Origin of the sequence: Undibacterium pigrum (assembly GCF_003201815.1) — a bacterium.
Classification (GTDB): Bacteria; Pseudomonadota; Gammaproteobacteria; order Burkholderiales; family Burkholderiaceae_D; genus Undibacterium; species Undibacterium pigrum.
Genome location: NZ_QJKB01000006.1, coordinates 144,460 through 166,125, shown reverse-complemented (window position 1 = coordinate 166,125; position 21,666 = coordinate 144,460). Strand labels below are relative to the sequence as shown.

At 51.0% G+C, this 21,666-nt stretch carries 25 protein-coding genes; 11 read left to right on the top strand and 14 right to left on the bottom strand.

The features are described 5' to 3' along the window. From cysT to DFR42_RS18030, 10 genes are all read right to left on the bottom strand, one after another. The gene (gene cysT, locus DFR42_RS18075; RefSeq protein WP_110256423.1) at nt 1-855 is read right to left on the bottom strand and encodes a sulfate ABC transporter permease subunit CysT; all 855 of its coding nucleotides are present in this window, start codon (nt 853-855) and stop codon (nt 1-3) included. 304 nt (nt 856-1,159) lie between these two features. After that, nucleotides 1,160-2,005, bottom strand: coding sequence for an EAL domain-containing protein (locus DFR42_RS18070; protein ID WP_110256422.1), 846 nt, complete (start codon nt 2,003-2,005; stop codon nt 1,160-1,162). A 25-nt stretch (nt 2,006-2,030) separates the two neighbouring features. Next, nucleotides 2,031-2,246, bottom strand: coding sequence for a TOBE domain-containing protein (locus tag DFR42_RS18065; protein WP_110256421.1), 216 nt, complete (start codon nt 2,244-2,246; stop codon nt 2,031-2,033). A gap of 15 nt (nt 2,247-2,261) precedes the next feature. After that, nucleotides 2,262-3,203 (bottom strand): ATP-binding cassette domain-containing protein, encoded by a 942-nt coding sequence (locus tag DFR42_RS18060; RefSeq protein WP_110256420.1) that lies wholly within the window; start codon nt 3,201-3,203, stop codon nt 2,262-2,264. Continuing rightward, on the bottom strand, nt 3,200-4,084 hold the full coding sequence (gene ssuC / locus DFR42_RS18055; RefSeq protein WP_245937007.1) for an aliphatic sulfonate ABC transporter permease SsuC: 885 nt from the start codon (nt 4,082-4,084) through the stop codon (nt 3,200-3,202). The genes DFR42_RS18060 and ssuC overlap by 4 nt, the downstream gene beginning before the upstream one ends. 9 nt (nt 4,085-4,093) lie before the next feature. Further along, the gene (gene ssuD, locus DFR42_RS18050; protein WP_211324352.1) at nt 4,094-5,239 is read right to left on the bottom strand and encodes an FMNH2-dependent alkanesulfonate monooxygenase; all 1,146 of its coding nucleotides are present in this window, start codon (nt 5,237-5,239) and stop codon (nt 4,094-4,096) included. Nucleotides 5,240-5,275: 36 nt separating this feature from the next. Further along, nucleotides 5,276-6,253 (bottom strand): aliphatic sulfonate ABC transporter substrate-binding protein, encoded by a 978-nt coding sequence (locus DFR42_RS18045; RefSeq protein ID WP_110256581.1) that lies wholly within the window; start codon nt 6,251-6,253, stop codon nt 5,276-5,278. Nucleotides 6,254-6,261: 8 nt separating this feature from the next. Next, the gene (locus tag DFR42_RS18040) at nt 6,262-7,242 is read right to left on the bottom strand and encodes a sulfonate ABC transporter substrate-binding protein (protein WP_110256417.1); all 981 of its coding nucleotides are present in this window, start codon (nt 7,240-7,242) and stop codon (nt 6,262-6,264) included. Between the two features lie 104 nt (nt 7,243-7,346). Continuing rightward, nucleotides 7,347-7,919: an NADPH-dependent FMN reductase gene (gene ssuE / locus DFR42_RS18035; protein WP_110256416.1), complete on the bottom strand. Its 573-nt coding sequence runs from the start codon at nt 7,917-7,919 to the stop codon at nt 7,347-7,349. A gap of 27 nt (nt 7,920-7,946) precedes the next feature. Further along, nucleotides 7,947-8,963 (bottom strand): sulfate ABC transporter substrate-binding protein, encoded by a 1,017-nt coding sequence (locus tag DFR42_RS18030; protein ID WP_211324351.1) that lies wholly within the window; start codon nt 8,961-8,963, stop codon nt 7,947-7,949. A 336-nt stretch (nt 8,964-9,299) separates the two neighbouring features. Between DFR42_RS18030 and DFR42_RS18025 the strand changes: the two genes are divergently transcribed. Next, the gene (locus tag DFR42_RS18025; RefSeq protein ID WP_110256414.1) at nt 9,300-9,869 is read left to right on the top strand and encodes a glutathione peroxidase; all 570 of its coding nucleotides are present in this window, start codon (nt 9,300-9,302) and stop codon (nt 9,867-9,869) included. Between the two features lie 24 nt (nt 9,870-9,893). On the opposite strand, the gene DFR42_RS18020 is transcribed toward DFR42_RS18025, so the two are convergent. Further along, nucleotides 9,894-10,688: an IclR family transcriptional regulator gene (locus DFR42_RS18020; RefSeq protein ID WP_110256413.1), complete on the bottom strand. Its 795-nt coding sequence runs from the start codon at nt 10,686-10,688 to the stop codon at nt 9,894-9,896. 128 nt (nt 10,689-10,816) lie between these two features. Between DFR42_RS18020 and DFR42_RS18015 the strand changes: the two genes are divergently transcribed. The 3 genes from DFR42_RS18015 to DFR42_RS18005 all read left to right on the top strand — a co-directional run bounded on the left by DFR42_RS18015 (nt 10,817) and on the right by DFR42_RS18005 (nt 13,825). Next, on the top strand, nt 10,817-11,779 hold the full coding sequence (locus DFR42_RS18015) for an MBL fold metallo-hydrolase (protein ID WP_110256412.1): 963 nt from the start codon (nt 10,817-10,819) through the stop codon (nt 11,777-11,779). Nucleotides 11,780-11,915: 136 nt separating this feature from the next. After that, nucleotides 11,916-13,592, top strand: a complete 1,677-nt coding sequence (locus DFR42_RS18010) for an FAD-dependent oxidoreductase (RefSeq protein ID WP_110256411.1) — start codon at nt 11,916-11,918, stop codon at nt 13,590-13,592. Then, the gene (locus tag DFR42_RS18005; RefSeq protein WP_110256580.1) at nt 13,592-13,825 is read left to right on the top strand and encodes a DUF2783 domain-containing protein; all 234 of its coding nucleotides are present in this window, start codon (nt 13,592-13,594) and stop codon (nt 13,823-13,825) included. The genes DFR42_RS18010 and DFR42_RS18005 overlap by 1 nt, the downstream gene beginning before the upstream one ends. Nucleotides 13,826-13,970: 145 nt before the next feature. Here the strand turns inward: DFR42_RS18005 and DFR42_RS18000 are convergent, their stop codons facing one another. Beyond that, the gene (locus DFR42_RS18000; protein WP_110256410.1) at nt 13,971-14,591 is read right to left on the bottom strand and encodes a TetR/AcrR family transcriptional regulator; all 621 of its coding nucleotides are present in this window, start codon (nt 14,589-14,591) and stop codon (nt 13,971-13,973) included. Between the two features lie 310 nt (nt 14,592-14,901). On the opposite strand from DFR42_RS18000, the gene DFR42_RS17995 reads away from it, so the two are divergent. Genes DFR42_RS17995 through DFR42_RS17965 form a run of 7 tightly spaced genes read left to right on the top strand, consistent with a single transcriptional unit; the run spans nt 14,902 to nt 20,701 of the window. Then, on the top strand, nt 14,902-16,203 hold the full coding sequence (locus DFR42_RS17995) for an NAD(P)/FAD-dependent oxidoreductase (RefSeq protein WP_110256409.1): 1,302 nt from the start codon (nt 14,902-14,904) through the stop codon (nt 16,201-16,203). A gap of 4 nt (nt 16,204-16,207) precedes the next feature. Beyond that, a complete protein-coding gene (locus tag DFR42_RS17990) occupies nt 16,208-17,017 on the top strand; it encodes a DUF1365 domain-containing protein (protein ID WP_110256408.1) in 810 nt (269 codons plus the stop codon). Next, on the top strand, nt 17,014-18,291 hold the full coding sequence (locus DFR42_RS17985; protein WP_110256407.1) for an SAM-dependent methyltransferase: 1,278 nt from the start codon (nt 17,014-17,016) through the stop codon (nt 18,289-18,291). Before DFR42_RS17990 ends, DFR42_RS17985 begins: the two co-directional genes overlap by 4 nt. Then, complete coding sequence (locus DFR42_RS17980) at nt 18,288-18,875, top strand: chalcone isomerase family protein (protein WP_110256406.1); 588 nt, start codon at nt 18,288-18,290, stop codon at nt 18,873-18,875. The genes DFR42_RS17985 and DFR42_RS17980 overlap by 4 nt, the downstream gene beginning before the upstream one ends. Before the next feature lie 39 nt (nt 18,876-18,914). Next, nucleotides 18,915-19,478, top strand: a complete 564-nt coding sequence (locus tag DFR42_RS17975) for a DUF3833 domain-containing protein (RefSeq protein WP_110256405.1) — start codon at nt 18,915-18,917, stop codon at nt 19,476-19,478. Next, complete coding sequence (locus tag DFR42_RS17970; RefSeq protein WP_110256404.1) at nt 19,475-20,242, top strand: SDR family NAD(P)-dependent oxidoreductase; 768 nt, start codon at nt 19,475-19,477, stop codon at nt 20,240-20,242. Before DFR42_RS17975 ends, DFR42_RS17970 begins: the two co-directional genes overlap by 4 nt. After that, nucleotides 20,243-20,701, top strand: coding sequence for a nuclear transport factor 2 family protein (locus DFR42_RS17965; protein ID WP_110256403.1), 459 nt, complete (start codon nt 20,243-20,245; stop codon nt 20,699-20,701). It begins immediately after the preceding gene. A 2-nt stretch (nt 20,702-20,703) separates the two neighbouring features. On the opposite strand, the gene DFR42_RS17960 is transcribed toward DFR42_RS17965, so the two are convergent. Continuing rightward, complete coding sequence (locus DFR42_RS17960) at nt 20,704-21,132, bottom strand: nuclear transport factor 2 family protein (protein WP_110256579.1); 429 nt, start codon at nt 21,130-21,132, stop codon at nt 20,704-20,706. A gap of 34 nt (nt 21,133-21,166) precedes the next feature. After that, entirely contained in the window at nt 21,167-21,637 is a 471-nt protein-coding gene (locus DFR42_RS17955; RefSeq protein ID WP_110256402.1) for a hypothetical protein, read from the bottom strand. Between the last annotated feature and the right edge of the window lie 29 nt (nt 21,638-21,666).

The following is a 21,666-nucleotide window of genomic DNA, read 5'->3' as shown; positions in this document are numbered from 1 at the left end:
TCAGTCTCTCCCTGAATTTTGACGGCTGCGTGTCCAGGCTTGCAGGGCATTAATCGTCAGCAACAGGCTGAAGGACAGCAAGAGCATGACTACGGCTATCGCCGTTGCCCCGGCATAATCATATTGTTCGAGTTTGGTAATCATGAACAGTGGAGTAATTTCAGAAATCATGGGCATGTTGCCAGCGATAAAAATCACTGAACCATATTCGCCAGTAGCACGGGCAAAGGCCAGCGCAAAACCAGTCAACAGGGCTGGCAAGATGCTGGGCAAGATTACGCGCAAGAAAGTTTGCAGATGGCTGGCACCTAGGCTGACGGCTGCTTCTTCCAGTTCTTTTTCAGCTTCTTCCAATACGGGCTGGACTGTACGAACCACGAAAGGCAGGCCGATGAAAGTCAGGGCAATCAAAATACCGAGCGGTGTGTAGGCAACCTTGATACCCAGCGGTGTCAACAATTTGCCTATCCAGCCATTCGGTGCATACAGGGTTGCCAGGGTGATACCTGCAACAGCGGTAGGCAGGGCAAATGGCAAATCCACCAGCGCATCGATGAGGCGTTTGCCAGGAAACTTGTAACGCACCAATACCCAGGCAACGATGCCACCAAAGAAGACATTGATCAGCGCACCCAGCAGGGAAGCGCCGAAAGTCAGGCGATAAGAAGCCATCACACGGTCAGATGTCACGGTGTTCCAGAAAGCTTCCCAGGTCATGGTAAAGGTTTTCAAGAACACGGCAGAAAGCGGTATCAGGACAATCAAGCCCAGATAAAACAAGGTAAAACCCAAAGACAAGTGGAATCCGGGTATGACCCGTCTTGCCTTTTTATTTGATCCTGGAAACTGCGCCATGCTTAGCCTTTATTACAGATATGACTATCGATGAGCAATCTTCTCAGCATTTGGTTATATAGAAAACGAATTTTTTCTTATGCCTAAATACGTTTTTCGCATATGGGTGGCCATATTTGAAGCAAATATAGGCAAAAATGATAAAGATATCAATGAATTAGTGGTTAATTTATTCATTTTTTTATCAAACACCGGGTTAAACATGCATCTGGCCCCTTATGCGCTATCCGCATAAGGGGCCAGATGATCAAATCAACAGATGAATAAGGTTTTTATTCTGGCTTGCCCGCCAGATGGAAGGGACTCAGGCCAGCTTGAATTCTTCCTGATAATCGAAGACCAGATGTCCTTCATCCCGGCTCAACAAAGCGGCCTTCGGCAAATCAAATAAAAAGCCCTGCAACAAATACGGGCTGGCAGTCTGGTTGGCCAGACGCAATGCCTGCAAGCGTTTCTGGTTTTCTATACGACGGAAGATGATATGACACTGGCCACGGTCTGCCTGCTCCAGCAAGCGCACCTGTGCCTGTTCATCATTGGCCAGGCTGATATCCACTTTGATGGACGCGGGACGTATGCGTTCCAGCAAGTCTGCTGCCTGTTCCAGGCTGGCAGCATGCAAGCCTATGCGGAAACCATTGCGCCTGTAATTCTCGGCAACATGGGTCAAGACCCAGCGCTGGCTGGGCGTAATCAAGGGCAATTGCAGGACAACATCAGGATGCGGCAATTCCAGCACATCAAGTATGCGGCGGAAAGCCATGCCATGATTACCCTCGACTGCGGCCAGCAAGCGGCTGTGCACACTGAGGTATAAATCCAGGTTGGCACTTTCTGGCTGCCGGTAAAAGTTCAAGGTATGCAAGAGCCGGCACAAGCGGTCCAGCTCTACCGACTCATCATCATTGGCGGCGTTTTCCAGCAACTTCCAGATATTCAGGCCCTGGTCATCGCTGGCATAGCTACGTGCATATGCTTCATAAGCAACAATACGGCCATCATCACCAGCGCGTATGGCCTGGAAGGCGCTGGTCAGAGTGGAATTAAAATAGCGTCCGCGTGCACGCCCTTGCTCATCCAGCCATAAATTGGTAGTGGCCAGTGTACTTTGCAGACGACTCAGGTAGTTTTGCAATGCGGGATTATGCATTTCTGCCTCTATAAAAATTCAGTCTCTACAGCTTGGCTATAGAAACCTCGGTCGCTTTCACGAGTGCCACGACTTCTGAACCGATGACCAGGTTCAAATCCTTGATGGAGCGTGTCGTGATGACAGAAGTGACTATACCTGCCGGTGTTTCCACATCCACCTCGGAGACAACCGAGCCTTCGATGATGGCCTTGATCTTGCCGCGGAATTGATTACGCACATTAATAGCCTGGATACTCATGATGATTCCTTAAAGTTAGATAGCCCAGGCAACCTGATGCACAGTTCTGTGCAAGGACAGATCGCCAAGTTCAGTGTCAGGTGTTACTGACGGTTTTTGTAAAACGCGCTGCAAGATACTTTCTTCCAGCGCGGCAAATTGTGGATTGCCACGCGCACGCGGGCGCGGTAAAGCGATGCGGGTATCGAGTGTGATCTGGCCATCTTCGATCAGGATCACACGGTCTGCCAGGGCGATGGCTTCCTGTACATCATGGGTCACCAATACGGCAGTAAAGCCGCGCTGTTGCCACAGGCTTTCAATCAGGTTTTGCATTTCTATGCGGGTCAGTGCATCAAGTGCGCCCAGAGGTTCATCAAGCAATAGCAAGGCGGGTTCATGCACCAGTGCTCTTGCCAGCGCAACACGCTGACGCTGGCCACCGGACAATACCGATGGCCACTCGTCAGCGCGCTCTGCCAGCGCGACTTTTTCCAGTGCCTGACGGGCAAGGTCTTTTTCATCCTTCAGACCCAGGGCGACGTTGGCGATGACGCTTTTCCAGGGCAACAGGCGCGAGTCCTGAAACATCACCCTGGTGTCTGGCTTCTTGTTGAAATTGCTGGAATTTTCTTCACCAAATTCCAGGCTGCCACTATCGGCCTGCTCCAGCCCGGCAATCAGTCGCAGCAAAGTACTCTTGCCACAGCCGCTGCGGCCGATGACGGCTACAAATTCGCCCGCCTCTACCTGCAGGTTCAAGGACTTCAACACCTGGCGGCCCTGGTAGGATTTTTGTATGACCCGCAAATTCAAGGCCGTGCCACGACTACCCGTCTTAGATTCTTTTGTTTCTCTGGATTCAGCAGTCCCCCACTCACCGATAGCAGTCTGTTCCCAGCCACCATCCAGTTCTTCACGCAAGGCCACAATGTCTGCAACAGCACTCATGGGAAACTCCGGAAATTGACGCATCATGCTCCCCTCCTCTGATAGCCCGGATGCCAGCGAAGGAAATACTGTTCTCCTGCCTTTGACAACACATCGGCCAGCTTACCCAGCAAGGCATATAAAAGTATGCCAACCAGCACCACATCGGTCTGTAAAAATTCACGTGCATTCATGGTCATATAGCCTATGCCAGCCTGGGCAGATATGGTTTCAGCCACAATCAGCAAGACCCACACCAGACCAAGGGAAAAACGTACACCAACCAGTATCGAAGGCAGGGCACCAGGCAAGATCACATCGCGGTACAAAGCCCAGCCAGACAGGCCATAGCTTTGCGCCATTTCTATCAAACCCTTGTCTACGGTACGTATGCCATGAAAGGTGTTCAGGTAGACCGGGAAGAAAACGCCCACCGACACCAGGAACAGCTTGGCTGCCTCATCAATACCAAACCACAAAATTACCAACGGTATCAAGGCCAGGGCAGGAATATTCCTGACCATTTGCAGTGTCGTATCCAGCAAGGTTTCTGCAAAGCGGAAACTACCTGTCAGCAAACCCAGCAAGAGACCCAGTCCGCCACCTACTGCAGAGCCGGAAATCGCACGCCATAAACTGGTCTTGGCATGCACCCATATTTCACCAGAGACTGCCAGTGTCCAGAATGCTTTTACCACTGCCAGAGGTTCAGGCAAGATACGGCTGGATAACCAGCCAGTCTGCGCTGCCAGTTGCCAGGACAGGATCAATGCTACTGGTACTAACCACGGCAAACCCCGCTTCAGCAAGCGCACGCTGACCTGGCGAAAGGCATCCGGCTTTTTTGCGGCAAACTGTGCTGCATGGGCAGAACCGCCCGGCGCATAGGTGGCAGCAAATTCGCTCACTTCAGTAATCATTGGTCCCATATTGCCTCCCTAGCTTTGCGATACCTTGGGGACGATGCCATTGGCCATGACTTCACCAAACGGGCCAGTAAGACTGCTGGAAACGCCGGGCACTTCCTTGCCTATCAGAGGGAATACCAGTTCTGAAAAACGGTAAGACTCTTCCAGATGCGGATAGCCTGAGAAAATAAAGGTGTCTATGCCCAGTGCCTGATATTCCTTGATGCGTGCAGCCACAGTTTCAGGGTCGCCCACCAAAGCAGTTCCCGCACCTCCACGCACCAAGCCTACGCCAGCCCACAGATTGGGCGACACTTCCAGCTTGTCGCGCTTGCCGCCATGCAGGGCTATCATGCGTTGCTGGCCAACTGAATCCATCTTGGAAAATGCAGCCTGAGCACGGGCGATGACATCATCATCGACATAACGTATCAGGTCTTCTGCGGCTTTCCAGGCTTCGTCATTGGTTTCACGGACGATGACATGCAGGCGTATGCCAAAGCGCAAAGTTCTGCCGTGTTTGGCGGCGCGTTCACGCATATCAGCAATCTTGGCGGCGACTGCTGCCGGTGGTTCGCCCCAGGTCAGGTAGACATCCACCTGTTCTGCTGCCAGCTCATGCGCGGGTTCAGAAGAACCGCCAAAATACAAGGGCGGATAAGGCTTTTGTAAAGCAGGATACAAGGTTTTGGCACCCTTGACCGTAATATGCTTGCCTTCGAAATCATAGCCAGCGTCCCCACCTTCGCCGGACAGCGAAGCGCGCCAGACGCGCAGGAATTCGTCAGTGATTTCATAGCGTTTTTCATGGTCGGCAAATACGCCATCGGCTTCCAGCTCGCCCTGGTCACCACCGGTGACGATATTGATCAGCAAACGTCCCTTGGACAAACGATCAAAGGTAGCGGCCATGCGCACTGCCAGGCCGGGGCTGCTCAAACCCGGACGTATCGCCACCAGAAATTTCAACTTGGTGGTGGCACCTATCAGGCTGGAGGCAACTACCCAGGCATCTTCGCAAGACCGGCCCGTGGGCAAGAGCACACCATCGTAACCCTGGGTATCTGCCGCCACCGCAATCTGCTTCAGGTAGTCATGGCTGACCTGGCGTGCGCCTTGTGTAGTACCCAAGTAGCGGCTATCACCATGGGTAGGGATAAACCAGAATATATTCAAACTCATTATTTGCTCCTGTATTTTCTAGTGTCGTGCTTATAATTTAGTACCAGGCGGAAGCCATACTGCATCACGCACATTGACTGCCTTGGGTATCAGTTTTTGCTGATAAAAATTGTCAGCCACTCTTTGTTGTTCATCGATGATGTTTTGCGTCAGGTAGACGACGGGTGAACGTGGCCGGCGTTCCAGGAAACTGGCTATGGTTGGTTTATCCAGACCAGTGCTGGCAGCAATGATGGCAACGGCTTCATCACGACTTTTTTGCACGAAGCTGTCGCTGCGCGTCAGTTCTTCAAACAGCACTTGTATGACTTTGGGATATTTGTCGGCAAAGCTGCGGGCCGACAAATAGTGCGAAAGATTGTTGACCAGGCCCTTGCCCGTCGCCAGTATTCTTGGTGCTGCACTTTGCTCGATCGCTGCCCAGTACGGGTCCCAGATGGCCCATACATCAACACTGCCACGCTCGAAAGCTGCGCGGGCATCCGCAGGAGCCAGATAGACTGGCGTGATATCTAACCATTGCAGGCCAGCCTGTTGTACTGCACGTAAAACATGGTAATGCGCGCTCGAGCCTTTTTGTATGGCGATCTTCTTGCCTTTCAAATCTGCCAGTGCGCGTATGGCTGAATCAGGCTTCACCAAAATCGCGCTGACACCTGGCTTGGCAGGTTCAGCGCCTACATACACCAGGTTGCTGCCAGCCGCCTGGGCAAAAATCGGTGGAGGTTCGCCAGTAGTGGCAAAGTCTATGCTGCCGACTGACAGGGCTTCCAGCATTTGCGGGCCTGCAGTAAATTCAAACCAGGTGACTTTCACACCTTTCAATTGCTGTTCCAGCGCCTGCCTGTGTTTCAGCAAAGTCAGGTTGACTGAGCTTTTTTGAAAACCTATGCGTAGCTCCTTGGGTAAGTCTTTGGGCAAATCAGTGCCAGCGGCAAAGGCGGCTACAGGCAGCATGCTGCTCAAAGCAAATGTCAATAGCAGGCGGCGGATGGCAGACAATTTCATCATTCACCTCAGGTCTTGACTGCAAATACCGCATCGCGGATATTGATACGCTTGGGTATCAGCTTCAGGTCTGCAAAAGTGTCCGCTATGCTTTGCTGTTCCTTGATGACTTGCTCAGTCAAAGGTTTGACACCAAAACCAAAACGGGAAGTCGATAATTCCACGATACTGATTTCCAGCCCGGTTTGCGTCGCCAGTATGCTGGCGACTTCCTTATGGTTTTTTGCGGCCCACTCATCGACCTTGGCCAGCTCTTCGAGGACGATGCGCAAGACTTCAGGGCTTTTTTGTGCATAAGGCCGTGCTGCCAGATAAAACTGGTGATTGCTGACCGCACCTTTACCGTCAGCCAGTATTTTGGCCCCCAGTTGCTTTTCAGCGGCAGCCAGGAAAGGGTCCCAGATCACCCAGGCATCAACACTGCCACGCTCGAAAGCAGCACGTGCATCAGCAGGCGGCAAGAAGATGACTTCTACATCCTTGTAATTCAGACCGGCTTTTTCCAATACCTTGACCAGCAGGTAATGGACGTTGGAACCCTTGTTCAAGACGACTTTTTTGCCTTTGAGTTCAGCCACTGATTTCAAGCTGGAATTCTTGGGCACGATGATGGCTTCACCACCCGGCGCTGGCGGCTCATTACCGACATACAGCAAATCTGCGCCAGCTGCCTGGGCAAAAATTGGTGGTGCTTCGCCTGTCGTACCAAAATCAATACTGCCTACATTCAAGCCTTCCAGCAATTGCGGGCCTGCTGGAAACTCTGTCCATTTGACATCAACTCCCAGGCCTGCCAGACGTTTATCCAGCGCCCCTGTCCCTTTCAGTACGGTCAATGTCCCATACTTCTGATAGCCTATGCGCAGACTGCTCTTGTTCTGGGCAAAGGCTTTTGGCAAGACTACGCTCAGGGCAGCGGCTGTCAGGGCAGACAGACGGGTCAGGGTAAGACGTTTTGCTTTGCTGGTGACTTGAAATTTGCGACTCATTTTCTACTTTCATTTTTTTGACAAGGCTTCCCCCTGCCAGGCTCGCCAGCATGAAAGGAAATGTATTTTTGAGGTTTAAATCTGTGCTTGGGTCATCAAGATCATCAACAAGGCAGGAGTGCTTCAGGTGCTGCCTGTACCGGGCTGCGCAATAAACTCAGGCTGTCAAGCAAGAGTTGTAAGCCATCTTCCACCCTTTCCTGTATTGCAGTATCGAGTTGCAAGCCTTGCAGTTCAGACCAGCTGACTTGCGCATCAGTCGCATAAATACTGGGCAGAATATGGCGAGCCGACAAGGAAGCAAGCACCGGGCGCAGACCATAATCCAGCGCCAGCATATGTGACTGGCTACCACCCGTTGCCAAAGGCAACACCAGTTTCCCGGCGAGACCATCTTGCGGCAGGATATCCAGGAAACTTTTCAACAAACCACTGTAGGCCGCTTTGTAGATAGGCGTGGCAATGACGATTGCATCGGCTTTTGCCAGCAGGTTTTTTGCTGCCGCCAGTTCAGGATCAGAAAAATCGGCATGCATTAAAGCCTGGGCAGGCAAGTCACGGACATGCAGACTGCTGGTACGCTGCCCCTGTTCATTGAGCTTGGTACCCACGTGATTCAGCAAGCGTGCTGAGCGTGAGGGGGAAGACGGGCTTCCCGATAACAATAAGATGCGCATGTTCTTGCCTCCGGTTTTTACTAAAGCTTATTTTTTGCCTGGTTGATAGATCTGGTCGAAAATACCGCCATCAGCAAAATGCTCTTTTTGTGCCTTGGTCCAGCCACCGAAAGCTTCATCGATCGTGAACAGCTTCACTTTAGGAAATTGCGCCGCATATTTTTTCGAAGCTTTTTCTGTCGTAGGACGGTAGTAATGCTTGGCGATGATGTCCTGGCCTTCATCGGTGTACAGGAAGTTCAGATAAGCTTCTGCCACTTTACGCGTGCCCTTGCGGTCAGCCACTTTATCGACCACGGCAACTGAAGGCTCAGCCAGAATACTGGTGGATGGAGCAACGATCTCTACCTTGTCAGGGCCCAGTTCTTTAATAGCCAGCAAGGCTTCGTTTTCCCAGGCCAGCAAGACATCGCCTATGCCGCGTTCAACAAATGTCGTGGTGGCACCGCGTGCACCGGAATCAAGTACAGGGACGTTTTTATACAGCTTGGACAAAAACTCTTTTGCCGTGGCTTCGCTACCGCCTGGCAATTTCAGGGCATAACCCCAGGCTGCCAGATGGTTCCAGCGTGCACCGCCTGAAGTTTTTGGATTAGGAGTAATCACGGCAACGCCAGGTTTAACGATATCGCCCCAGTCCTTGATACCCTTGGGATTACCCTTGCGTACCAGGAAAACAATCGTCGAAGAATAGGGTGAGGCATTATGTGGCAAACGCTTTTGCCAGGCTTTGTCAACCAGTCCTTTTTCTGCCAGAGCGTCAGTGTCATAGGCCAGTGCCAGCGTGGCCACGTCTGCATCCAGGCCATCAATAATGGCACGTGCCTGCTTGCCAGAACCGCCGTGGGATTGCTTGATAGTGACATTGTCACCGGTCTTGGCTTTCCATTGTTTGGCAAAAGCCTGGTTCACATCCTGATATAACTCACGGGTAGGGTCATAGGAAACATTGAGCAAATTGACATCTGCCGCCAGTGCGACAGCAGAAAAAGTTGCGGCAAAGCTTGCTGCGAGGGTTGCTATGAGGCTAAGTTTTTTGATCATCATCTCTAGTCCGGGTAAATAATAATTTTTATGAGGAGTACAGGATAAAACGGTCCTATATAAATTAAAACGAAGTGTTTCGATGTTTTATATACGATTTAGGCATATAAGGAAGTAGATGCCTTAAAACCAGAATTTCACAACCGGGATAGGTAGCGGAGACCGCGGCGCGTCAGAATGGCCGATGTCAATATAGTATGGTTTTCATGATGCTGTCTGTTTATCGAGAGATGTGAGCTGCCACCCTCTGCTTAAACACTTTAAACACTTGGCCTTCAATCTACATATTTGTTTAATACTGCGCTAAGATGACATTCTCTTCTTCTGGAGTTGACCATGCTGCGACGCACACCAATACAAGTTGCTGTTTTCCTGGGTTTGATCAGTTGTTCTTTGGGAGCATGGGCAGATACCGGTGATGCCTGCCCGGCTGTACTAAACCATAAATTCAAACGCCTGCAGGATGAGACGCCGCAAGACCTCTGCCAATACAAGGGCAAGGTAGCGCTGGTTGTGAATACGGCAAGTTATTGCGGCTTCACCAAGCAATACGAAGGCCTGGAAGCCATGTATGCAAAATACAGCGACAAAGGCCTGGTGGTACTGGGCTTTCCTTCGAATGATTTTGGCAAGCAGGAACCGGGCAATGACAAGCAAATCGCCGATTTTTGCTTTAATACCTATGGCGTAAAATTCCCCATGTTCACTAAGTCTGCGGTCATGGGCAAGGATGTCAATCCCATGTATGCGCAAATGATCAAGGCCACGGGGACGACACCGAAATGGAATTTCTACAAATACCTGATAGACCGCAAAGGTAATGTAGTTGCTGCCTATTCCAGCGTCACTACGCCGGACGACAAGAAGCTGGTGGCAGACGTAGAGAAAGCACTGGCAGCGCAATAAGTCGCAGCACTTGAAACCTTCCTTTTACGGCCTGGGCATATGGCCCAGTTGATGTGACAAGGAACTGGCACTGGTGCGCAAAGCCTGTGCCAGCTCGCCATTCCAGGCTGTATCAAAACTGCCCTTGGGGCCAGTAGCAGTAATCACCAGGCTCAAGGCATGGGCATGGTTAAAGACTGGTGCACTAAGGGCGTTGATGCCGGGTATGGGCAGGCCTTGCGCCCTTGCCAGCCCCTGTGCTCTTACCTCGGCCAGTATGCTGGCGATATCCTGCGTCGTCATCTGCACACCCGCCTGCCCTATCACCAGTTCATCCCTGACTTCCCTGGCGATCACCTTGTCGACCAGCGCTTGCGGCAAGAAGGCAGAAAACACCAGGCCCGTTGCAGTACCCAGCATGGACATGACCGAACCTGCATGCATATTCACATGGATGGGCCTGCTCGATTCTGCGATATACACCACGGTAGGGCCATGGCTGCCCCACACCGCCAGCGCCACAGTCTGATCCGTGGCAGCAGCAAGACGGGTGATCTCTGGTATCGCCAGTTTGACGGGCGACATTTGCTGCAGACTGACCAGGCCTATCTGCAAGGCAAAGGGGCCTAGCTGGTACGCACCAGTCACCACATCCTGCTCGACCAGGCCAAGTTTGCCAAAGCTGACCAGATAGGCATGGGCCTTGGAAGCAGGCATGCCACTCTCACGCGCCAAGTCACCGAGGGACATGGCGCGACCAGAGCTGACCAGGGCATTCAGGATCAGGCCACCGACTTCTATCGCGCCTATGCCGCGTCTTTCCTTGTTTTTCTCTGTCATGGCAGCTCCTTGATTGATGAATTCATTTTACTATTAACAAATGCATTTACAAATAACGAATTAATGCTTATTCTTATCCGACATCGTTTCCTCTATCTTGAGTACCACACATCTCAAAGGTTATCCCCATGAGCACCAAGCAATTTGCCTCCCACGCTGACCTGGAAGAAAAGAAAGTCAGCTTCCAGCAATTATCCGAACATGCCTACGCCTATACGGCTGAAGGTGATCCGAATACCGGCATCATCATCGGTGATGATGCCGTCATGGTCATTGATACCCAGGCGACGCCCATCATGGCGCAGGATGTGGTGCGCCGTATCCGTGAAGTCACTGACAAGCCGATTAAATATGTGGTGATGTCGCATTATCATGCGGTGCGCGTACTCGGTGCCAGCGGCTATGTTGCAGAAGGTCTGGAACACATCATCGCCAGCCGCGATACTTACGACCTCATCGTCGAACGTGGTGATGCGGACATGAAAAGTGAGATAGGCCGCTTCCCACGCCTGTTCCGCAATGTCGAAAGCGTACCCGGCCTGACCTGGCCAACGATTACCTTCAAGGGTGAAATGTCGATTTGGCTGGGTAAGCTGGAAGTCAAGCTCATGCAGGTAGGCCGTGGCCATACCAAGGGCGACACCATCGTCTGGCTGCCACAGGAAAAAGTCTTGTTCTCTGGTGATTTGGTGGAATTTGGCGCGACACCGTATGCGGGCGATGCCTATTATTCAGACTGGCCACAAACCCTCTCCAATCTGGAAGCGATGAAAGCCGAGAAACTGGTGCCTGGCCGCGGCGCGGCGCTGACGACACCAGAACTGGTGGCAGCAGGCCTCAGTGAAACCCGTTCTTTCATCAGCGATTTGTTCACCAGCGTCAAGGCGGGCCAACAGCAGCAACATGATCTGAATACCATCTACAAAAATACTTATGCCGCTTTGAAACCCAAGTATGGCCACTGGGTGATTTTTGATCACTGCCTGCCATTTGATGTGACACGGGCTTTTGATGAAGCGTCTGGACATGTTGATCCGCGGGTGTGGACGGCGGAGCGGGATGTGGAGATGTGGAAGAGTTTGGAGGGATAAGGTCAAGACCCCTCAACACAGAGACACCGAGACACAGAGAAATTCAAGAGAAGAACCAGTTTTGTTTACAGTCTTGATATAAATACCTGAGTCTCACTTTTTTCCTTAGCCTGAATGTTGTAGCTGGAGTCATGTCTTGCTTAGCACTTATCAATATCAAAAATTCCCTTTTGTGACTCCACCGGAGTTGCAGACGAAGGAAGTCACACGCCGCAAAGTTGTGATAGTCGGTGCTGGCCCTGTAGGTCTGGCAGCGGCAATAGATTGTCATTTGCAGGGGCTGGATGTGCTGGTGGTCGATGATGATGACACCGTGTCAGTAGGCTCACGCGGCTTGTGCTATGCCAAACGCACACTGGAAATACTCGACAGGCTGGGCGTGGCATCGGCAGTGCGTAACAAGGGTGTGGAGTGGAATGTAGGGCGCACTTTCTTTCGCAAGGATGAAGTTTTCAATTTCAATCTCTTGCCTGCGCCTGACCATAAGCACCCTGGCATGGTGAATTTGCAGCAATACTATCTGGAAGATTTCCTGGTGCAGCGGGCGATGGAAGTCGGCGTAGAGTTGCGCTGGAAAAGCCGTGTCACTGCGATTCAGCAAGGCGATGATTTTTCCACCTTGCAGATAAGCACACCAGAAGGTGAATACGGCCTGCAGGCAGACTGGCTGATCGCCTGCGATGGTGCGCGCAGCCCCTTGCGCCATATGCTGGGGCTGGAAGTCGAAGGCAAGGTCTTCATGGATAGATTCCTGATTGCCGATGTCGTCATGAAGGCTGACTTTCCAGCAGAACGCTGGTTCTGGTTTGACCCACCATTCCATCCCAATCAATCGGTATTGCTACACCGCGAAGCCGACAATGTCTGGCGCATAGACTTTCAACTGGGCTGGGATGCCGACCCGGTGGAAGAACGCAAACCTGAAAACGTGATACCACGCATCAAGGCCATGCTGGGAGACGACAGGGAATTTGAACTCGAATGGGTCAGCGTGTATACCTTCCAGTGCCGGCGCATGGAAAAATTCCGTCATGGCCGCGTACTGTTTGCTGGCGATGCCGCACATCAGGTTTCCCCCTTTGGCGCACGCGGTGCAAATTCTGGCATACAGGATGCAGATAATCTGGTGTGGAAACTCAAGCTGGTCGTTGATGGCAAAGCAGCAGACAGCCTGCTGGATACTTATTCAGATGAACGCGTATTTGCTGCGGATGAGAACTTGCTGAATTCCACCCGCTCCACGGATTTCATTACACCCAAGAGTGCTGTCAGCAAATGCTTCAGGAACGCGGTATTAAGCCTGGCGCAAGAACATGCATTTGCGCGCAAGCTGGTCAATTCCGGGCGTTTGTCTGTGCCTGCCATTTTGTCAGAATCGAATTTGAATACAGAAGACAGCGAAGGATTTGATACAGCTATACGAGCTGGTGCACCGTTTGAAGACGGGCCAGTCATTGATCAAAAAAAATCAGCTTTCCTGATCGATTATTTGCGGCCAGTTTTTCATGGCCTGTATTTTTGCGATACTGTATCTGACATCCCTGATGCACATCTGGCAGCGATCAAGGCTTTGGAACAGGAGACAATTCCAGTAGCCACGATCATCATCAGCAAACAGGAAAGTTCACTTGATGGCCACCTGGTCCTGACTGACATCAAGGGTCTGCTACACCAACGTTACGGTACGGGCAATGGCAGCTATCACTTGCTCAGGCCTGATCAACACCTGGCCGCACGCTGGCAGCAGTTTGAATTTAACCAGGTATGCCGGGCAGTACAAACTGCCTGTGGCAATTCATCAGGAGTGGCATGATGCCTTTGAACCTGCAAGCAAATTTCCATTATCCTGATAAATCAGCACAACGCGATTACAGTGCGGGTGATGATTTTTATCAGTTATTGATAGACAGCCATCGCGACCTCAGCGATGAAGCCAGCGCTGCCCTGAATGCCAGGCTGATCTTGCTGCTGGCGAATCACATTGGTGATATCAGCGTCTTGCAGGAAGCCTTGCGCCTGGCTGGGGAAAATAGAGATGCAAAGTAAGCACTTGAATACGCAACTAGCATTGATTTCGTAGGAGCGGCTTTAGCCGCGAACAGCTAGCCGAGTCAATCAGTCCAGTTGTTTTGGCATTCGCGGCTGAAGCCGCTCCTACAAGAAGGAAACACCAAACTGATTCGGTGCATCCTTAAACCTTCCTCGCTTCATTCGACAAAAACCCACCTATGGTCGCATGCACCATGGCGTCGACGATTTGCTCATGCGTCAGGCGCTTGTCGCGCAATAAAAATTCCATGGTTGGATCACAGGCGCGTGAATACAGGGTATAGACCAGCACATCATCTGGCACCAGCGGCGTCAAAGCGCCCTGCTTTCTGGCCTCAGCTACCAGCGCATAAAAGCGTTTGTTGACGCGCAAGGCCACCATCACGTAATCAAGGTTCAGCATCAGGCTGCGCTGCAATGCCAGGCTGGTTGAGGGTAGATGTGGCACTCCACCTTGCAGCCGAAGACGCAAAGACCAGGCCAGGATATGCCTGATCTTGTCTATCGCTGGCATATCTGCCGCCAGAGTATCGAGCTCAGCCTGGGTTGCCTTCAAGAGACGCGTCATGGCGGCGCCAGCCAGCTTCTCCTTGGAAGAAAAATGCTTGTACAGGCTGCCCTTGGCAATGCCCACCGCGTCCGCAACATCATCCATGGTCATCAAGTCATAGCCTTTTTCTGACAAAAGGCGATTGACGGCATCGATGATGGCTTCTTCCCGCGCATCAAACTGTTGTTTTTTAAAGGGAATCCGGATTTCCATTATTTTTTCTGCACAAATAAAAACTTTGTAGTATATTTTGTGACTGATGAGTCACAAATTGAAATTCATAGTCACATTCTAACCCAGTAAGGCTTTATTACCAGTGAATTCTAGCAATTGCTGTGGCATTGCCTGAAAAGGTGTATTGCAAAGATGGCATCCGGGGATGAATCCGCTGTTGAATCCAAAAGTACAGGTTTTGCGTATGAATGAATAAGTAAGCCAAACGACGCAATGCAAATAAGTACCTTTTTTACAGCAAGTGTATTTTTAATAATTTTTACTTCTTATTTATCAGCATAATCAGACTATGAAAATCGCTGTCATCGGTTCCGGCATCTCCGGCCTGTCTTGCGCATACGAGCTTTCTAAAGCAGGGCATGAAATCAGCCTGTTTGAAGCCAATGATTATTTTGGCGGGCATACCCATACCGTCGATGTCAGCCTTGAAGGCCAGACCTATGGTGTCGATACCGGTTTCCTGGTGTTTAACCACAAGACTTATCCAAATCTGGTCAGGCTGTTTAAAGAACTGGACATTGCTACCGTCGCAACGGATATGTCGTTCTCAGTCAAGATGCCTGCCGGTAAAAATGGCAGCCGCTCACTGGAATGGGCAGGTGCCAACCTCGACACCGTGTTCGCCCAGCGCAGTAATTTACTGAGGCCAGCCTTCCTGCGCATGTTGCGCGATATCCTGCGTTTCAATAAACAGACCACGGCCCTGGCAAGCACACAAGAGCATAAAGATTTCCAGCAACCGCTGGGGAGCTTCCTGGATCAGCATGGCTATAGCAAGGAATTCCGCCAGTGGTATTTGCTGCCCATGGCGGCCTGCATCTGGTCTTGCCCGACCGAGACCATGATGGCATTTCCATTATCGTCTTTCGTGAACTTTTGCCATAACCACGGCTTGCTGCAGGTGAATGACAGGCCACAATGGCAAACCGTAAAAGGTGGAGCCAGGCAATATGTAGAAAAGATTTTGCCTGCGATTGCACACAAACATTTGCAAACACCCGTGCTGAGTGTGCGCGAAAAGGCGCCTGGTGCCATCGTGGTGCATAGCGAGCAGGGCTCGCAAACATTTGAACACGTGGTCTTTGCCAGCCATAGTGATCAAAGCCTGAAATTACTGGTCGATGCTGATCTGGCAGAACGGCAGATTTTGTCGTCCGTTAAATACCAGCCTAACCGCGCTGTATTACATACCGATGCCAGCGTCTTGCCACAAAATAAAAAAGCCTGGTCGGCCTGGAATTATCAAAGCGAAAGCGGCAATGAACCGCGTGTCTGCGTGCATTACCTGATCAATCAATTACAGCCCCTGCCCTTCAAGACGCCTGTCATCGTCACGCTCAATCCCATAGAAGAACCAGCATCTGCCAGCATTATCAACAGCTTTGATTATTCTCACCCGGTATTTGATGCGATGGCCATCAATGCACAGCATCAACTGGCGAATATCCAGGGCAGGAGAAATATCTGGTTTGCCGGTGCCTGGACAGGCTATGGCTTCCATGAAGATGGCTTGAAATCTGGCTTGCGCGTTGCAGAGTCCATACTCGCGCGCGCAGAAGCCGCCTATGAAGACATGATACGTGCGGCATGATTATATGAACACGCCTGAACCCAAACCATCTGTCATTTTATGCACGGGCGAAGTCATGCACAAACGCTTGCGCCCTGCAAAAAATGCTTTCCGTTATGGCGTGTTTTTTATCCGTGTACCTGTACGTGATATCAATCGTTTGAGCACCAGCACACTGTTTTCCGTGAATCGTTTCAATGCACTGTCTTTTCATGAGCGCGACCATGGTGATGCCAGGCAGCCGCTGGATCAGTGGATAGATGGCTTGTTGCAAAGCGAAGGCATTACGGATGCCGATGGTGACATCTGGCTGCAATGCTTCCCGCGTGTATTTGGTTATGTGTTCAATCCCGTGTCTTTCTGGTTTTGTCATCGCCAGGATGGCAGCTTGCGTGCCATCGTCTGTGAAGTGCGCAATACCTTTGGTGAAAAGCACTTATACCTGCTGGAAAATGGCAGCAAGCTGGCAAATGGCGAAGAGTTGCAAGCAAAAAAAATCTTCCATGTCTCGCCTTTTTGCAAGACCGAAGGAAGCTATCGATTCTGCTTCATGCAAGCTCAACACGACACGGTCGGGCCGGACACACAGCAGGCACAAAAAAAACATCTGGCCCGCATCGATTATGCCGATACAGAAGGCCCGCTGCTGCTGACCAGCATTTCTGGGTGCGAGCAAAGCATGAGCAATGCGCACATCGCCAGGGTCATGCTGCGTTACCCCTTCATGACCATAGGCGTCGTACTGCGCATCCATATTCAAGCACTGCGCCTGTGGATCAAGCGCGTGCCATTTATTTCCAAACCTGTCCCTCCTACTGAAGAGTTAAGCCGATGAGCAGCCTGCATCCTACCTTTGCCGATCGTACTTCCGGCACATCTGCCAATGCAGATACCCATGTTGCAGCAAGTACGCAGTTAAATAGCAAGCATTTTCCTGCGCAAGCCAGATTAGTCCTGAGCCTGCTCAAAAAACTTGAGCATGGCTGTCTGACCATACAATTCCCGGATGGGCAAACCGCCAGCTTTGGCCGTGCGCTGGAAGGCTGGCAACATGTCAGCCTGCATTTGAAAAACTGGGAGTTGTATCGCGCCATACTCAAGTCTGGTGACATCGGTTTTGCCGAAAGCTATATCGCTGGTCACTGGACCACCAGCAGCCTGACAGGCTTGATAGAACTGATCTCGCATAACCGCCAGCAACTGGAAAGCCTGATCTATGGTAGCTGGTGGGGTAATCTGGCATACAGGATCAAGCATTTGCTGAACCGTAATTCACGCACAGGCAGCAAGAAAAACATCCATGCCCATTACGACATAGGAAATGAGTTTTACAAGCTGTGGCTGGACCCATCAATGACATACTCCAGCGCAATCTATTCTGACGAGCAGGAGCAATCACTGGAAGAAGCCCAGCAAGCAAAATATCGCCGCATCTTGCACCAGTTGGCCTTACCAGAAAATGCCAAAGTGCTGGAAATAGGATGTGGCTGGGGTGGTTTTGCCGAGATGGCGATACGTGATGCAGGTGCTCACGTAACAGGACTGACACTCTCTGTCGAGCAATTGCAATATGCTCATGCGCGTCTGCAAAATGCTGGCCTGCATGCGAAGAGCGATTTGAAGATAGAAGATTATCGCGATGCAAAAGGCAACTATGACGCCATCGCCTCCATAGAAATGTTTGAAGCCGTAGGCGAAGCATACTGGCCAGGTTATTTTGAATGCCTGCAGCGTAATCTGAAACAAGGTGGCCGGGCCTGCGTGCAAAGCATCGTCATTGCCGATGAATTATTCGAGCGTTATCGCAAGGGCACGGATTTTATACAGCAATACATCTTCCCTGGCGGCATGTTGCCATCAATAGAAAAATTCCATGCGATGGCCGCCAGCTACGGCATGGAAATTCTGGACACTTATAACTTTGGCCTGGACTATGCACGCACCCTGCTGCACTGGCGCCATGCCTTCATGGAAAAACTGGCACAGGTCAAGACCCAGGGTTTTGATGACGAGTTCCTGCGTACCTGGGAATTTTATCTGGCGTATTGTGAGGCTGGTTTCCGCGCTGGCAGTATCAATGTCACGCAATTCACCCTGAGAAAAAAATGAATCTCCTGCCATTCATGCGTGGTTTGAGTTTGTCGCTGCTGCTTGCGATCGCAGCCGTGGCTGCCATGACTGCGCATGCCGAAGACAAACCTGCAAATGTGGCCCCGGCACATATCAGTGAAGAAATCCCGCAAGCCAGCCTGCAGGGCACGGGAAGTTTTCGCTGGTTTGGACTGCATGTCTATGATGCGAACTTATGGTCTGCTCCTGAAGGCTATAAGCCTGATAGCGAAAAACCACAAAAATTTGCGCTGGATCTGGTCTATGCGCGCACTTTATATGGCGGCAAAATCGCTGATGCCAGCATAGATGAAATAGAAAAGCTAAAACTGGGTACCGCCGAAAAACGGGAACGCTGGCTGGCCCAGATGAAGAAAATTTTTCCCGATGTAAAACAGGGTACGCATATCACCGGCATACACATACCTAATGAAGCAGCCAGGTTTTACCTGAACGGGAAATTACTGGGCGAGATACGTGACGCAGAATTCACCCATGCATTTTTTGCGATCTGGCTGGACAAGAATACTTCTGCACAAGGCTTGCGCAGCAAATTGCTGGGCAGCAAAGCACAGGGTAATTAAGAATTTTCTGAAGTCTCACCAATCACAACAGGCAAGCATATGTTTAGAAGAAACTACCGGTTATTTTTTTGCAGCCTGATCTGCAGCTTTAGTCTGCTGCTGACATCCTGTGCCAGCCAATATGAACCCGGCCGCTACCGCAATGAAATGCCAAAACTGGATATGCAAAGCTACTTCAATGGCAAGCTGGATGCCTGGGGCATATTCCAGGACAGGTCGGGTGCGATAGTCAAACGCTTTACCGTGGTCATGGATTGCCAGTGGTCAGGCGATACCGGCACACTCAATGAAGACTTCACTTACTCAGATGGTAGCAAGCAAAAGCGCATCTGGACCTTGAAAAAAACAGGCAATGATCAATTTACCGGCACAGCGTCAGATGTGATCGGTGAAGCAAGAGGGCAGGTATCAGGCAATACCCTGCACTGGAATTATGTATTGGCATTACCGGTCGACGGCAGCATCTACAACGTGGATTTTGACGACACCATGGTCTTGATGGATGACAAGGTGATGCTGAACCGCGCCATCATGCGCAAGTTTGGAGTGGAGCTAGGCAGCGTCACTTTATCTTTCACCAAACGCAGTAATCCCACACCATGAATCCCGCTATCCGCGACTGGCAGGGAAAACGCATCTGGGTAATAGGTGCATCCAGCGGCATAGGTGAGGAAACTGCCAGACTGCTATTGTCGCTTGGCGCAAAGGTCGCACTGTCAGCGCGCAAACTGGTACAGCTGGAAAAAATCGCCGCAGATTATCCGCTGGCCGAGGCCATGGCAGTAGATATCTGCGATCATTCCAGCATAGCAGCCTGTCATGCCAGCCTGATGCAGAAATGGGGTGGCATAGACCTGGTACTGGTTGTTGCAGGCAGCTACAATGAAATGCGGGCAGACAGTATTGATATGGCGGCAGTCAACAGCTTGATAGACATTAATGTGCGTGGAGTTTATCACTGCCTGGATGTGATCTTGCCTGCGTTGCTACTACAGGGTAAAGGCGGCATAGGCATCGTTGGCTCAGTTGCCGGCCTGTCTGGCTTGCCCAAGGCCCTGATCTATGGTCCTACCAAAGCTGCGCTCATCAATTTGTGTGAGTCCCTGTACCTCGATGTGCGCCCTAAAAACATTGCTGTGTATATGATCAATCCCGGTTTTGTAGAAACGCCGATGACAGAGGGTAATAGTTTCAAGATGCCCGCCCTGATCAGTGCACCTGAAGCAGCATTGGCCATCGTCAAGGGCATGCAAAGGGGGGACTTTCATATTCACTTCCCCCATCGTTTCACGAACTGGTTAAGGCTGGCGCGACTGCTGCCTTACCGCAGTTATTTTTATCTGGTTCATAAAGTCACAGGTTTATAAATGCCCGCCATTCAATTGCCAGCAACGTTGGATCACCAGGCCAGCCTTGACAGGCTTATCGCCTTCTTTGAAAGTATTTCGCTGGCGGCCTGCCAGGACATGTCCGGCGTGTATACCGAAGATGCCTATTTCAAAGATCCCTTCAATGAACTGCGTGGCCTGCCTGCGATTGATCAGGTATTCCAGCATATGTTCGTGCAAGTCCATGAACCACGCTTTCGTATTACTTCATCGGTCTTGCAAGGCGACACAGCTTTTCTGGTCTGGGATTTTTTATTTACGATGAAAAACTTCAATGCAAAACCACAGTGCATACGAGGTGCCACACATATACGCTTTGCAGAAGATGGCAGGGTAAGCTTCCACCGCGACTATTGGGATGCGGCTGAAGAATTGTATGAAAAACTGCCCGTGCTGGGCAGCTTCATGCGCTTTCTCAAAAAGCAGGCGCGTAAGTAATATTATTTGGTCGCTTTATAGGCAGGCAGGTATTGCGCCAGCCTTGCACCCATTTCCTGCCCCAGTGCCTGCAAGCCACTCATGGGTCTGACCATGACTTCAAAGTCAACGATCTTGCCATCGGCGTCGAAGCGTATCATGTCTATGCCCTTGAGTTGCTTGTCGCCGACACTGGCACTGAATTCCAGCACGATGTTAAGGCCATCATCCGACGATAACTCGCGGTGATAAGTGAAATTCTCAAACACCTGGACCACCGTACTCAGTATCAGCACAACCGCTTGTGCACTGGCATAGGGCTGATGCGCCATCGGTGAACGAAATACGGCATCGGCATGCACGATGGATGGCAAGGCACTCAGGTCTTTATTGGCAATCATGGCATGCCAGGTTTGCAGGGAAGCGGCGACTGCTGTTGGTACATTGTTCATCATCATCCTTTCAGTATGGTTTGCTGAAATCCGTTCAGAATTTTTTCGTAAAGGCGAGGGTGTAGTGATTTGTGTGCTCGCGTGTCATCTCATCTTTTTCTAAACGGATAATGACAAACATATAGACGTTCAGTGTGCGGTCATCCAGTTCTATGATGATGGTGGGCGCACTTCCATACACGGGCTCGGGTTTGTAGAAGCGTACCTCGTCTTCTGTATGCAAGACTTTGCGGTCTTTGAATACTTCATCCAGATCCAGGGCATAACTATGCTCAGTACCATCCTGCGACTTCCAGGCGATATCGACTGGTCCGGCAAATGTGATGTAGGTGCCCGAACCAAAGCCAGGAACGCGCTTTTCATCTGCAGCAGTTTTGGCGCGCATGAGCTTGCCTGTACTGAGCCTGTGTGGTGAGCCTGCATAAACAATATTGACATCACTGACGCTGTAAATATTGATGCTGAGTGTATGCTTGTTGAACGTCAAGCCTTGCGTATCTGCCATTGCACTATACCCCGTCTGCATTTGCAAAA

Bases quoted from the DNA above. Each gene is read 5' to 3' on its own strand.
- cysT (WP_110256423.1), bottom strand. From the start codon at position 855: ATGGCGCAGTTTCCAGGATCAAATAAAAAGGCAAGACGGGTCATACCC.
- DFR42_RS18070 (WP_110256422.1), bottom strand. From the start codon at position 2,005: ATGCATAATCCCGCATTGCAAAACTACCTGAGTCGTCTGCAAAGTACA.
- DFR42_RS18065 (WP_110256421.1), bottom strand. From the start codon at position 2,246: ATGAGTATCCAGGCTATTAATGTGCGTAATCAATTCCGCGGCAAGATC.
- DFR42_RS18060 (WP_110256420.1), bottom strand. From the start codon at position 3,203: ATGATGCGTCAATTTCCGGAGTTTCCCATGAGTGCTGTTGCAGACATT.
- ssuC (WP_245937007.1), bottom strand. From the start codon at position 4,084: ATGGGACCAATGATTACTGAAGTGAGCGAATTTGCTGCCACCTATGCG.
- DFR42_RS18045 (WP_110256581.1), bottom strand. From the start codon at position 6,253: ATGAAATTGTCTGCCATCCGCCGCCTGCTATTGACATTTGCTTTGAGC.
- DFR42_RS18040 (WP_110256417.1), bottom strand. From the start codon at position 7,242: ATGAGTCGCAAATTTCAAGTCACCAGCAAAGCAAAACGTCTTACCCTG.
- ssuE (WP_110256416.1), bottom strand. From the start codon at position 7,919: ATGCGCATCTTATTGTTATCGGGAAGCCCGTCTTCCCCCTCACGCTCA.
- DFR42_RS18030 (WP_211324351.1), bottom strand. From the start codon at position 8,963: ATGATCAAAAAACTTAGCCTCATAGCAACCCTCGCAGCAAGCTTTGCC.
- DFR42_RS18025 (WP_110256414.1), top strand. From the start codon at position 9,300: ATGCTGCGACGCACACCAATACAAGTTGCTGTTTTCCTGGGTTTGATC.
- DFR42_RS18020 (WP_110256413.1), bottom strand. From the start codon at position 10,688: ATGACAGAGAAAAACAAGGAAAGACGCGGCATAGGCGCGATAGAAGTC.
- DFR42_RS18015 (WP_110256412.1), top strand. From the start codon at position 10,817: ATGAGCACCAAGCAATTTGCCTCCCACGCTGACCTGGAAGAAAAGAAA.
- DFR42_RS18005 (WP_110256580.1), top strand. From the start codon at position 13,592: ATGCCTTTGAACCTGCAAGCAAATTTCCATTATCCTGATAAATCAGCA.
- DFR42_RS18000 (WP_110256410.1), bottom strand. From the start codon at position 14,591: ATGGAAATCCGGATTCCCTTTAAAAAACAACAGTTTGATGCGCGGGAA.
- DFR42_RS17995 (WP_110256409.1), top strand. From the start codon at position 14,902: ATGAAAATCGCTGTCATCGGTTCCGGCATCTCCGGCCTGTCTTGCGCA.
- DFR42_RS17990 (WP_110256408.1), top strand. From the start codon at position 16,208: ATGAACACGCCTGAACCCAAACCATCTGTCATTTTATGCACGGGCGAA.
- DFR42_RS17985 (WP_110256407.1), top strand. From the start codon at position 17,014: ATGAGCAGCCTGCATCCTACCTTTGCCGATCGTACTTCCGGCACATCT.
- DFR42_RS17980 (WP_110256406.1), top strand. From the start codon at position 18,288: ATGAATCTCCTGCCATTCATGCGTGGTTTGAGTTTGTCGCTGCTGCTT.
- DFR42_RS17975 (WP_110256405.1), top strand. From the start codon at position 18,915: ATGTTTAGAAGAAACTACCGGTTATTTTTTTGCAGCCTGATCTGCAGC.
- DFR42_RS17970 (WP_110256404.1), top strand. From the start codon at position 19,475: ATGAATCCCGCTATCCGCGACTGGCAGGGAAAACGCATCTGGGTAATA.
- DFR42_RS17965 (WP_110256403.1), top strand. From the start codon at position 20,243: ATGCCCGCCATTCAATTGCCAGCAACGTTGGATCACCAGGCCAGCCTT.
- DFR42_RS17960 (WP_110256579.1), bottom strand. From the start codon at position 21,132: ATGAACAATGTACCAACAGCAGTCGCCGCTTCCCTGCAAACCTGGCAT.
- DFR42_RS17955 (WP_110256402.1), bottom strand. From the start codon at position 21,637: ATGGCAGATACGCAAGGCTTGACGTTCAACAAGCATACACTCAGCATC.